13 protein-coding genes are annotated in these 12135 nt (G+C 53.5%); 2 read left to right on the top strand and 11 right to left on the bottom strand.

Going from position 1 to position 12135, the window contains the following annotated elements; all coding sequences use genetic code 11:
- Window positions 1-53 precede the first annotated feature (53 nt).
- The 9 genes from ACTVJH_RS07120 to ACTVJH_RS07080 form a co-directional block, all read right to left on the bottom strand.
- Window positions 54-866, bottom strand: coding sequence for an energy transducer TonB (locus tag ACTVJH_RS07120; RefSeq protein WP_455988895.1), 813 nt, complete (start codon window positions 864-866; stop codon window positions 54-56).
- Window positions 867-900: 34 nt separating this feature from the next.
- Window positions 901-1317, bottom strand: coding sequence for a protein TolR (gene tolR / locus ACTVJH_RS07115; protein WP_455988893.1), 417 nt, complete (start codon window positions 1315-1317; stop codon window positions 901-903).
- A gap of 9 nt (window positions 1318-1326) precedes the next feature.
- On the bottom strand, window positions 1327-2037 hold the full coding sequence (locus tag ACTVJH_RS07110; protein ID WP_455988891.1) for a MotA/TolQ/ExbB proton channel family protein: 711 nt from the start codon (window positions 2035-2037) through the stop codon (window positions 1327-1329).
- A 161-nt stretch (window positions 2038-2198) separates the two neighbouring features.
- Window positions 2199-2909 (bottom strand): histidinol phosphate phosphatase domain-containing protein, encoded by a 711-nt coding sequence (locus tag ACTVJH_RS07105; protein ID WP_455988889.1) that lies wholly within the window; start codon window positions 2907-2909, stop codon window positions 2199-2201.
- Window positions 2910-3136: 227 nt separating this feature from the next.
- Window positions 3137-3583 (bottom strand): bifunctional nuclease family protein, encoded by a 447-nt coding sequence (locus ACTVJH_RS07100; protein ID WP_455988887.1) that lies wholly within the window; start codon window positions 3581-3583, stop codon window positions 3137-3139.
- 41 nt (window positions 3584-3624) lie between these two features.
- The gene (gene miaB / locus ACTVJH_RS07095; protein ID WP_455988885.1) at window positions 3625-4959 is read right to left on the bottom strand and encodes a tRNA (N6-isopentenyl adenosine(37)-C2)-methylthiotransferase MiaB; all 1335 of its coding nucleotides are present in this window, start codon (window positions 4957-4959) and stop codon (window positions 3625-3627) included.
- A gap of 204 nt (window positions 4960-5163) precedes the next feature.
- A complete protein-coding gene (locus ACTVJH_RS07090) occupies window positions 5164-5760 on the bottom strand; it encodes an adenylyl-sulfate kinase (protein WP_455988883.1) in 597 nt (198 codons plus the stop codon).
- Window positions 5761-5919: 159 nt separating this feature from the next.
- The gene (locus tag ACTVJH_RS07085) at window positions 5920-7002 is read right to left on the bottom strand and encodes a phosphotransferase family protein (RefSeq protein ID WP_455988881.1); all 1083 of its coding nucleotides are present in this window, start codon (window positions 7000-7002) and stop codon (window positions 5920-5922) included.
- Between the two features lie 202 nt (window positions 7003-7204).
- Window positions 7205-7363 (bottom strand): hypothetical protein, encoded by a 159-nt coding sequence (locus tag ACTVJH_RS07080; RefSeq protein WP_455988879.1) that lies wholly within the window; start codon window positions 7361-7363, stop codon window positions 7205-7207.
- Window positions 7364-7608: 245 nt separating this feature from the next.
- On the opposite strand from ACTVJH_RS07080, the gene ACTVJH_RS07075 reads away from it, so the two are divergent.
- On the top strand, window positions 7609-8490 hold the full coding sequence (locus tag ACTVJH_RS07075) for a DMT family transporter (protein WP_455988877.1): 882 nt from the start codon (window positions 7609-7611) through the stop codon (window positions 8488-8490).
- Between the two features lie 172 nt (window positions 8491-8662).
- On the opposite strand, the gene ACTVJH_RS07070 is transcribed toward ACTVJH_RS07075, so the two are convergent.
- Both ACTVJH_RS07070 and ACTVJH_RS07065 read right to left on the bottom strand, forming a co-directional pair.
- Window positions 8663-8758: a methionine/alanine import family NSS transporter small subunit gene (locus ACTVJH_RS07070; RefSeq protein ID WP_455988875.1), complete on the bottom strand. Its 96-nt coding sequence runs from the start codon at window positions 8756-8758 to the stop codon at window positions 8663-8665.
- Entirely contained in the window at window positions 8758-10263 is a 1506-nt protein-coding gene (locus tag ACTVJH_RS07065) for a sodium-dependent transporter (protein ID WP_455988873.1), read from the bottom strand. The genes ACTVJH_RS07070 and ACTVJH_RS07065 overlap by 1 nt, the downstream gene beginning before the upstream one ends.
- A gap of 354 nt (window positions 10264-10617) precedes the next feature.
- Between ACTVJH_RS07065 and ACTVJH_RS07060 the strand changes: the two genes are divergently transcribed.
- Window positions 10618-11997, top strand: coding sequence for an RtcB family protein (locus ACTVJH_RS07060; protein ID WP_455988871.1), 1380 nt, complete (start codon window positions 10618-10620; stop codon window positions 11995-11997).
- Window positions 11998-12135: the final 138 nt, after the last annotated feature.

Here is a 12135-nt window from a genome sequence, read left to right as displayed (position 1 = left end):
TCCCGTCTCCCGTCTCCCGTCTCCCGTCTCCCGTCTCCCGTCTCCCGTCACTTTCATTCCTGCAGCTCACTGAGATTGAAATTGATGATCAGTCGTTTGATATCCCGGGAAGGGGGTTCGGGTAGCGGTTCTGCTTCGTGAATGGCCCGCAGGGCCGACCCATCGAAATCCCTGCGCCCGGAGGAGGTAACCACCTTGGTTCCGAGCACGTTACCAGCTTGATCGATGCGTACCTCGATCCGAGCGACCAAATTGGCTCCCCCCACCCGGGGAAAACGCCAATGCTCCTTGATGACGGATTCGGCTATGCGGCCGTAAACCTGAACAAGTCCTGAGCCCTGGCCGTTGGAGCCACCCTTACCAGAGGATTCGATATCCTGATCCACACTCTTGCGCAACCCGGCCAGTTCGCGGGCAAGATCCTGTTGCTCACGCTGTGTTTCTTTGCTCACCGAACTCTGAACCCCTTTGAGGGCCTGGGCAATGACCTGCTCGGAGGAAACAGTCTTCTTGGGAGGGGCAGGCTTTTTTTTCTCAATCCTCTTGGCCGGGGCGGGTGATTTTTTGGGACTGATCTTCTTGGACGGTTCAGGAGTCGGCTTCGGCTTGGGCTTTGGCTTGGGTAGAGGAGTCGGAGCCGTCTTTGAGGGGGAGGGCACAGGCTTTTGCTTGTCAGACGCAACCTTTTTCTTCACCGGGGCCGGTTTGGAGGAGGATTCGGGCGAGGACAAACGCACCAGATCCACCGTGTAGACCTTTTTGTTCAGATCAACATGAATGGAACTCCCCATGGACGCATACATCCCTGCACCAATGAGTGCAGCATGAAGAACAAGTGAAAAAAACAGACTGGCAAGTCGGATCATAATCTATCATGGCAAAGACGGACAGGCCATCCTTTCATGGTTGTTGTGCTTCTTCGGGGTCGGCGACCACACCGAGCTTCTCGATACCCGCGGCCTTGACCCGGGCCATGACCTTGACCACGACACCATAGGCAACATCCTTGTCCGCCTTGAGATACAGAAGCTTGTTCTTGTCCTTGACCAGCCGCTTGATATGCTTTTCCATTTCATCGAGGGTCACCTCGTAGGTGTCCAGAAACAGGGAGCCGTCCTTTTTGACGCTCAGCACGAGATGATCGCTGTCCTCGGGCAGCGTCTCCACGGTTTGTGTCTTGGGCAGGTCCACATCCACCCCCTGCGTGAGCATGGGGGCGGTGACCATGAAGATGATCAAAAGAACCAGCATGACATCCACAAAGGGCGTCACATTGATTTCAGCCAGAAAGCCTCGTTTATGGGGATTGAAATCCATGACCCGGTCCTATTCCTTTTTGGTCGTGCCGCCATGCATCCAGGGAAGCTCGCGTTGTGCCCGGTTCAAAAACGACCCGGAAAAGGCCCCGAGCTCGGTTTCGATTCCATTGAGCAGACCAAGAAAGGAGTTGTAGGCAATGGCTGCAGGAATGGCCACCCCCAGGCCGATGGCCGTTGCCACCAGGGCCTCGGAAATCCCTGGAGCCACGGCCGCCAGGGCGGCTGTCTTCTGCAGGCCGATGGAGTGAAAGGAATGCATGATCCCCCAGACCGTACCGAACAGCCCGATAAACGGTGCGGCATTGGCACAGGTTCCCAGAAAGGACAGGGTCGAGGCGAGTTGACCGAGCTGCTTGCTCACTCCCTGGGTAAGGACACGCTTGAGATTCTCCCCCGAGACCCTGAAGAGCAGGGAAGGGTGCATGGAGGATTTTTCCAGCTGCCGCATTTCGGCCAGGGCATCAAAGGCGATGGGATAGAGCGGTGAATCCTTGGCATTGCGCAACACCTCGACGCCCTTGGAAAGATCCGCGGTGGCCTCAAACTCCTCGAGGTCCCGAAGGGCCCGGCGCCTCACACCTGCAAGCTGTATCCACTTGAAAAAAATAATCGTCCAGCTCCCCAGGGACATGGCACCCAAAAGGATGAGCACACTTTTGACCACAAGCGTTGCCCCGGAAATCATCGACCAAAAACCAAGTTGCGACATCATATCCATGCGTGATTCCCATCATCTGTTATGCCCGGATCGTTGTCTGGTGAAAACAACCTTTACCCGGGCGTTGATGTCAATTGTCGGCATGCACGACCGGACTCAATACGTCCCGGTGCACATGTGTTCTCATCCAGCCGCCTGAAATATCATGCGGGTTAGCCCGGCTATCCGTTCGGCCCGGCCGGGGCACTCTCAGCCGTCATCTCCCCCAATCGCTGCATCCGCCGGCGTATGAGAGCCTGTACAATAGACTGCGAGGTGGTGTCGGCCTTACGAATTTCATCCATGCTCATCCCTGCCCCCAGGGCGATTTTTTGTCGCATCTTTTTGGAAACCATATCGCCCACCGTATGGGCATCGTTGTTGATTACCAGATGCGCCCCCCAATCCCTGGCCAGAGCGGCCACATGTCCGTTGGTCAGGCTGTGCCCTTTGCGGGTGGTAATCTCCAGGGCAACGTTTTTTTCAGCGGCCAGGGCAACCTCTTCCGGCGTTATCAGTCCGGGATGGGCCAGAATGTCCACCCCGGCCTCGATAGCCGCCAGATTGGTCCCCACGGCAACGGGCTCCACAATGGTCTCACCGTGGACAACAACGATTTCAGCCCCTGCCGCACGGGCATACCTGGTCATTTCATCGATCAGACCCGGCGGAATATGCGTCAGTTCAACCCCGCAAAAAAGTTCAATATCTGCGTACACGGAAAGCTGTTCACTTGCGCGGCAGATATTTTTCAGGATCAAATCGATATTGGAGGGATCGGCATGGTCGGTAAAGGCCATGGCCCGATACCCGACAGTGGCGGCCCGCTGGGCAGCTTCGGCCGGAATGAGGTCACCGTCGCTGAAAATGGTATGGGTATGCAGATCAATCATGGATGATGTATCGAAGTTGTAAAGAGTTAAGGAAGTTAAAAAAATTCGCACCTATTCGGGTCAAAAAAGAGCTGCTCGAACCGTTTGATATTCAAGGATACCTTGAGCCGTTATACAGTGGATTTAAGAAATGAGAGAGTCTGAGAAATTTAAGGGGTTGATGACACCCATTTCAACTGTTTAAAATATCTAAATTTTTTTAAATCGCCCATACTCAGAAATTCCTTTCACATCTTGAACCGGATATCGTCAAGATTGTATTTGGCCAGGATTTCGGTCCATTGTTTGGCATCCTCGCCTTCGATAACTGCCTGATATTCCCCTTTTTGTTGGGAAAGAGACTGTTCGAGCATGGACTGGGAGGCCATGATGGACACACCCGCCTTGAGGGCCAGGGCAATGGAATCCGAGGGCCTGCTGTCTATGCGTTTGATCCCTTGCGGGGTGCTGACAACAAGGGCCGCATAATAGGTCCCCTTGTCTATGGCCAGGATCTCCACATGATCCAAACGACCGCCCATCTCCTTCATCACGTTTAAAATCAGATCATGGGTCATGGGCCGGGGAATGGCGACCTTGTTGATGGCCATGGAAATGGCCATGGCCTCCACTGCCCCGATCCAGATAGGCAGTACATGGGTATCGGTTTCATCCTTGAGGATGAGAATCGGCATCTGAGATTCCTCGTCCAATGCCAATCCAAAGACCTTCATTTCTACCATGGGGAACCACTCACTTCTCCCCAGAGGGAGTGCTTTTTCGCCCCGGTGATGGTCACCGGAATGATCTTGCCGACCAGATCCCGCGTCTCGCTTCTGAAATTCACGATCCGGCCTCCCAAATCTCGTCCCCTCCAGCACAAGGTGGCATCCTGGGACTTTCTGCTCAAACCTTCCACAAGGACCTGATCCTGTTTACCCACCCGCGCCCGAAGGGCCTCGATGGTATGTTCCGCCTGCAGGGATTGCAACCGCTGCAACCGCTCCTGTTTGACCTCTTCGGGGACCTTGTTGGCCATGCGCTCGGCGCGTACTCCCGGCCTGTCCGAGTATTTGAAGGAGAAGCTGCTTTCATAGCGGACCAGACGCATGAGGTCGAGGGTCTCCTCGAAATCTTGATCCGTTTCTCCGGGAAATCCCACAATGAGATCCGTTGTCAGGGCAATATCCGGACAGACCGACCGAAGCTCACGGACGATTGTCTCATATCGCTCTCGGGTGTACTTGCGCCCCATGGATTTCAGGAGCACGTCGGAACCCGACTGGACCGGCAGATGGAGCTGGGGACAGAGGTTGGGCAACACGCCAAAGGCCTCGATGACTTCCGGGGCGATATCCTTGGGGTGGGATGTGGTAAACCGCAGCCTTTCGAGACCGGGAATGACAGCTACGCTGGTCAAAAGCTGGGCAAAACTGACCCCGTCCCCGTGGCTGTCCAGGCCGTAACTGTTGACGTTTTGACCGAGCAGAGAAATCTCGCGTACACCGCGCTCCACCAGAGCGCGACATTCCTCCATAACCAGGTTGCTCGCCCGGGACTTCTGTCGCCCCCGGGTATAGGGAACAATGCAATAGGCACAGAAATTATCACACCCCTGCATGATGTTCACAAATGCCTGGGCCGGAAGAAAGGCAGGAAAACGGTTCTCCCGCTCAGGATACTGGTCGAGAAAATCAAGCAGGCTGATCCGTTTTTCCGGATCCTCACCGATCTGCTGCAGGGCAGCGGGGACATTGGCAACCCCGTCGGTCCCGAAGACGAGACGGACAAAGGGAAACCGCTTCCAGAACGCCGTTCCGACCTGCTGGGCCACGCATCCACCAACCGCCACGAAACAATGCGGATTGGCCTCCCAATATTCCTTGAGACGCCCAAGAAGACTATATACCTTTTGCTCGGGTTTGTCCCGCACGCTGCAGGTATTGACGATGAAGCACTCGGCCTCCGCCTCGGCGACAGGTTCCCAGCCAAGGGTTTGCAGATAATAGGAAAGCCAGTCCGAATCGCAGACGTTCATCTGGCAACCAAAGGTGATGATATGAAATTTCATGAATGGTTGAGAAAGTGTAAGAGATTTGAGAAGTATGGAAATTTCAGAAAAAATATGAACTTTGAGAAATTCAAGAAAGTTGAGAAAATCGGATGGTTGAGCAAAGATCCGGCATGACATGGTATCTGGGGAAAAGATTCTTTCCGAACGAGCGGAATACCTCCTCGGACCTTCATGGGCCGAGGAGGTCGGAAAAGTCCTTCTTCAAAAGGTTTGGGACCAGCCGTCGAACCAGTCGATGACCTTGGCAACGGCCTGTTGTAAAGTCAATGTTGCATTGTCCACGACACATTCGGCATGCGCATCCACCTCAAAGGGAATATCTACCCCGATGACCTGCCCAAGACCGGGGAACTGAGTCCCTTTTTCCTTTCGTTCCAGGGCTTTTTCGTACAATCCGGCCATGACCAACCCTTCAGGACGGCTCTTCTCCCGCTCCATGGCGACTTCCAGAGGACACTCCACATACACCTCGGCAAATCGGGAGATCATCTCCCTGGCCCGAGTCCGCATGGCGCGTTTCGGAGCGGTTCCGTCCAGGATGACACCCTTGCCCTGCCCGGCCAGATCGGCTGCTTCTTCGGCGAACATCTCGTAGGCACTGGCCCGCTCTTCAGGTGAATAGGTGGGTTGGGGGAAATAGGCCTTTCTGCGTGCATCCATCTGCAGATAGACGACATCGAGTCCCCGACCCTTGAGCACGTCAGCGACCCCTCTGGCCACGGAACTCTTCCCGGAACCCGGCAGCCCCACGAACCAGAGAGCCCAGCCGTTGTTGTTTCTTGCTACACGGTCTGCCATGTCTTCATCCTTATGGTGTCGAGTCCTGGGAAAAAAATTGTCACTTTTCGCTCCTGTTTGGGCGAACACAAGGTTCGCCCCTACCGACATTCACCTTGTCCCGTCTCCCCGTCTCCTGTCTCCCGTCTCCTCGCCTTTCCTGCGCACTTCCTCACGTTTCTATCCTTTCATATACTTGTTGATATTGGCGTAATCAAACACATCCTCCTCGAGCACATTCTCCAAAAACCTAAGCAGCCCTTTGCGGACTTCCAGGGGATGGTTGGGATACCATTCCGGAGAGGCAATGACCAATCCGCGAAAAACATAATAGGGAGCGACAACCTTGAGAACCTCCTGATCCCCGGTGGCCTCGAGATAGGTATCCCAAAAGGTGCGGTAGATGGACTCAAAGGGTCCGGACAATCGAGGCTGATCGTACAATCCGAACAAAAAATAGTTGCAGCTCATGGTGGCCACGTCGTCTCCGGGTTCCCCCCAAAATCCCCTACTGCAATCGAGCACGGAGAAATCATTGTCTTCCCGAACGAGCACATTCCAGGGATGGAAATCCCCATGCGTGGCGCTCAGACGATGGGTAAAGGAACGCAGCTTCCACCGCCAGTCGATCAGTTTCTTCTCCAGGGCGACAAACCGCTCGGGCATGAAATGCTCGTACGGATGGGGATATCCGTCCACCAGCCCCCAGATACACTCGGAATCGCCGATGAGCTGCCGGGTCCTGCGCAGATACAGATCCGGATCATCCTTTTTTTCCGTATGCAGATCAGCCAGCCACAGGGCGAATTTTCTGGCCAGATCCCTGTCGGTCTTCCTGTCCTGGCCCTTGCGTATCCGCTCCAGGTCCAGAAAATAATCATGCCCCTCGACCTTTTCGTTGAGGATGAAGAATTCCTCGGGATCGTTCATGGGCACCAGATTGCCCTGTGTATCGGCGTAGCCCAGACCGAGAGGACGTGCATGCTTCTTGATCCTGGTTCCGGTCTCATACTGGAACATGAGAATGGCTGCCCTGTCCCAATAAAACTGATGGCCGTATTTGTCACCGCGCATGGAGGAGATGACGGCCTGTTTGGCAACGCCGTCCTGCTTATAGGAAACGAGCAGGGGCTTGCCATATCCGAAATCCTTCATCCCCTGTTCATCGAGCGATCCTATTTCCCCGACCCCGGTCAGCCTGACAGTGCCGGGCAGTGTCTTCAAAAGAAATCGTTCGATCATTTCAATGGTCATTTCTAGCATTGGAACTCCTTGTGATGGTTGGCGATCCCGCGATTCGACCAAAATCCGTCGGGGCACGGCGAGCCGTGCCCATCTTTCCGATCCCGCTTTCCCGGTCCCCGAAAGGCCCGAATGAAATAGCTGCTCAAAGACATTTCATCAGACAGGCCACAGCAAACACACGTTGCGACACAGCCCGGGATACGTTGTCAAAACATACGGGTCACACGATATTGAACACTTCGAAAAGCAAAAGAAGGAACAACCCGGCAAGAATACAATAATAGATGACAGTGTTGCGCTGCATGGTCCGAGATTGTTCGACCATGACCGATTCTGCTGCCCGACGCTCTCGTTTTTCCTTGTTCGTCTTTTTTCCCATACGTGTTCTTCCATTATAGCTGGTCGTCTATCCATAGTCAGCCAAGCGACAAAAAAGGCTCTTACGACCATCAGCCCCACAGGTAAAGGGGCAAACCAGCCTGAACATAGGCTCATAGCACCAATCACCTCTGGCAGTCGGGCACAAGCTTCTGATTGAGCGCAGAAGATTTCCCTTGCCCGCATTCCCGACTCTTCGTAACTACCTTTAATTCATCATTTGCACACGGATCACAAGGAGAGACAATGATCATCAGGGGAGTTCTTCCCATAGTCGCAGCCGCCACCCTTTGGGGATGCCTGGGGCCTTTTTCCAAGCTTGCCTTCACCCAGGGCATGGAGCCCCTGGAGGTCGCCTTTTGGCGGGCAGGATTCGGCTGGCTCTTCTTTCTTGTCCAGGCCGGATGGAAAAAGGAATACACGGTCGCCAGGCACGATCTTCCCATGATCGTGGGATTCGGATTCCTCGGGGTAACCGTATTTTTCGGTAGCTATCAAATCGCCGTTCAGAGCGGAGGAGCCGCCCTGGCTGCGGTTCTTCTGTATACAGCACCTGCCTGGGTGGCCATCCTGGCGCGGCTGATTCTCAAGGAAACCCTGACACCCATGAAACTTGTCTGCGTTTTTCTGACCATCGCCGGGGTCATCGGTGTCGGTTTTGGCTCATCATCCGGTCAGACCATCAATGTCACTTCTCTCGGGATTACCGCCGGTCTGGTCGCCGGTTTAAGCTACGCCCTGTACTATATCTTCGGCAAACACTACCTGAACATCTACCCGACCCACACCATCTTTGCCTACACCCTTCCCGTGGGATTGCTGGGACTGATCCCGTGGATCGATTTCCACCCCATGACCCTGATCGGTTGTGGTGCGGTCCTCTTCCTGGGCCTGGCAACGACCTTTGGAGCCTACACCTTCTACTGTATCGGGCTCAAACACCTCGACGCATCCAAGGCCGCGGTCGTGGCCACATTGGAGCCCGTAGTCGCCGGGGTCATGGCCTATTTCTGGTGGGGAGAACGATTCACCCTGTTGGGCTATCTTGGTGTCTCGACCATCCTGGGAGCCGTTTTGCTCCTGGTCTATTCAGACGCACAAGCAGCGAAAGCAGCGCCCGGATCCTGACCGCTCTGCAGGCCCTTTGCAGACTCCCGCTCCCTGGAATGCAGGCCTCTGTACGGCATATCGATGCTTACTGGTTTGCAAAAATCTTTCCCGCACGTGACACATCACAAGGCCCCTGATGCGTGATGACACCAGGGGCCTTGTGATGTGTTGTCGAACTGCTACGATATCTCTATTTTTTCTTCATCGCCTTGGAAATGCACACGGCAGCGCCTCCCCAGGTGATGGTCAATCCAAGGACCAGCATAATGATTGCGGATGTAGACATTAGTGATGACCTCCCTGACAGGAAACATTGACGGGCTGGACTTCGGAAGCTGATGGTTTGAAATGCATGATCAGTGCCAGCAACAGAGTCAATTCGAGAAGATGCCAGCCGAAATAGAACAGGGAACTGGTTGGATATCCGCCATAGGGCTGGGAAAAATCGCTGACCAGATTGGCAATGACCATGTAGCCAAGGCAAAAGGTGGTCACGTACTTGAGGCTTATATTCCACCAGCCCCCAACGGTAAAATCCGAGATGGAATTGACGTAGGTTCTGACATCTTCGAGATTGAGCAGCCAGGACAGAAAAACAATCTCAAGAAATCCACCGAGCAGAATTCCATAATTATTGGCGAAATGATCAACGATATCCAGGATCAAAAGCCCGGCACTTGTTGAAAATACAATACTTACGCCAAAGCCCACAGCACAAAAGATGGTAGCGGCGATCTTCCGATTCCATCCGAACTTGTCAATCAGCGAAGAAATAACTGTTTCACAGATGGATATTTCCGAACTCAGCCCGGCAAAAACCAGAGCCAGAAAGAAAAGACTTCCGAAAAAGACCGGCGCCGGCAGAAGATTGATGGCCTGGGGGATGGTAACAAAGGCCAAGCCCACACCAGAGGTAACCACTTCCGAAACAGGTACGCCCTGCTGAGCAGCCATATATCCAAGGACTGAAAAGATCATCAACCCGGCGATCATGCTGAATCCGCAATTGATAAACACGGTGATGAAGGCGTTGTTGTTGATGTCGGACTTCTTGGGCAGATAGCTCGAATAGGTAAGCATGATCCCGAAACCAATACTCAGGGAATAAAAAATCTGACCATAAGCTGCCGCCCAGACCTTGTAATCCAGAATCCGGGAAAAATCGGGCTTAAGAAACCATTCCAGCCCGTTACTCGCCCCGGGCAGCAATACGGCCCTTCCCATGAACAGAATGACCATGAAAAAAAGAAGCGGCATGAAGATCTTGCCCGCTGTCTCGATTCCCGTACGCACTCCCCGATAGAGAAAAAACCAGCAGACAAGCCAGGAAAAGGTAATCGCCCCCAAAATAGGCCATTGAATGGTGCCTATTTCAGTCGGACTTCCCGAAAGATGAAGAAAACTTTTAAAAAAGAAATCACTGGTGTTCTCCCCCCACCCCTGGGTGAAAGAGAGCCAGCAATAAACAATGGACCAGGCAACAACCGCCACATAATAGACCGCAATGGTAAACGCGACCCCAACCTGCCACCAGCCGAGCCATTCCCATTTTTTTGAAAGGGTGGCAAAAATTCTGGGCGCAGATCCCCTCCATTTATGCCCTATACCGAATTCCAGAATCATGAACGGAATACCGGCCGTGAGCATGGCGAAAAAATAGGGGATCAGAAAAGCACCTCCGCCATTTTCATAGGTGATATAGGGAAATCGCCAGATATTCCCAAGACCGATGGCCGAACCAACTGCAGCCAGGATGAACCCCACCCTGGTGCCCCATTGTTCTCGTTTCATCGAAACAACTCCTCAGTTGAAAAAAACCATACAATACAAAATGATGTAAAAATGATAGCTGTAGCAGGCAGTGGTCCTAGGTCCAAGCGGGAACCGTGTCAAGGAAACCGAAACAAATTTTTACCAGGAGGATTCACCTTTTCGAAATGCCAGGGCACCGGAAGTTCCTGTGGATCATGCATCCTGCAGGAATGAGCACCAGAAGCGGTGATGTCAGAGATAACTGACCTTGATACCCCCAAAAAAAGATTGGGCAAAACCTGGCTGCGGCAATCTTGACGCCAGCTCACGAACTCTACATACCATTGTGCAGTCATGAAGGGGCCCTTTCAAAACCATAACCGGAATCCAGCCATGCGATCAGGCGAATTGATAAAAATGGGGCTTCCCAAAGGAAAAATCAGCAAAATAGCCACAGGCACAACCAAAAAGGCAGCTGCTCAGGGCATGGACAAAGAATCCATTCGCATTGCCATCAATGATATCCTCAACGATCCGCATTCATGGTGCGGCCATGACCTTTTCGGTCCTCTGGCAACCATGCTTGTGGAAAAGGAAAGGGCACAAAAAACTTTTGTGCCGCGGGATAGACCGGCGCCCTATGCCTCATGGGGAGATGACCTCGATCCGGCTGCAGTCCAGCAAATGGAAAACGCATGCAGTCTGCCGATCTCCGTGCAGGGAGCCCTGCTTCCCGATGCCCATGTCGGTTATGGTCTACCCATTGGTGGGGTTCTTGCCTGCGAAAAGGCTGTCATTCCCTACGCCGTGGGCATGGACATCGCCTGTCGAATGCGCCTGAGCGTCATCGATACAGACTTACAGCTCCTGGAAATCAACCAAGAAAAGCTTATCCAGGCTATTGAAAAGGAAACACGATTCGGGGTGGGCAGTACATTTTCACCCCCCAAGAACCATCCCGTCATGGATGAAGATTGGTCGTTCTCGCGAATCACCAAAGGCCTCAAGGACAAGGCATGGAATCAGCTTGGGACCAGCGGGGCGGGGAACCATTTTGTTGAATTCGGAATTCTCGAGCTCGAACATGGAGCATTCGGAATTACCCCGGGAAACTACCTGGCTTTGTTAAGTCATAGTGGAAGCAGGGGAACTGGAGGGGAAATCGCTTCGTATTACAGCCGATATGCCCGGGAAATGCATCCTGAGCTGCCCAAATCGCTCGCTCACCTGGCCTGGCTGGACATGGACAGCGAACTCGGCCGGGAATACTGGAAAGCCATGGAACTCATGGGTGGCTATTCCAAGGCGAACCATGAATTGATGCACACAGGTATTCTCGGCCGTCTCGGCAGGTTCGCCCTGGCAAGTCTGGAAAACCACCACAATTTCGCCTGGAAAGAGATCCATCAAGGAAAAGAGGTCATTGTGCACCGCAAGGGAGCAACACCAGCTGGTAAAGGCATGCATGGAATCATTCCGGGATCTATGACCATGCCTGCATACATTGTGCGTGGCCTGGGAAATCCCCTCTCCCTCAGTTCGGCCTCCCATGGAGCCGGGCGATGCATGAGCCGCAAACAGGCTAAGCAGCGGTTTTCCTGGTCGGACATCCAGAACGAACTGGACAAACACCATGTAACCCTGATCTCGGCCGGATGCGATGAGGCCCCCATGGCCTACAAAGATATTCACCAAGTGATGTCTGCACAAAGCGAACTTGTTGAGACTATTGGCCTTTTTTATCCTAAACTGGTCAAGATGGCTTCGGAATGATTCTCCAGACACCAAAGAGCCCCCACATCGTTTGATGTGGGGGCTCTTTGGTGATTGAAAAAAGAAGTCCTGGCGACGACCTACTTTCCCGCGGTTAGAACCGGAGTATCATCGGCGCTGGAGGGCTTAACTTCCGAG

Source organism: Desulfoplanes sp. PS50, assembly GCF_053851535.1.
This window is presented reverse-complemented; position numbering and strand designations above follow the sequence as displayed.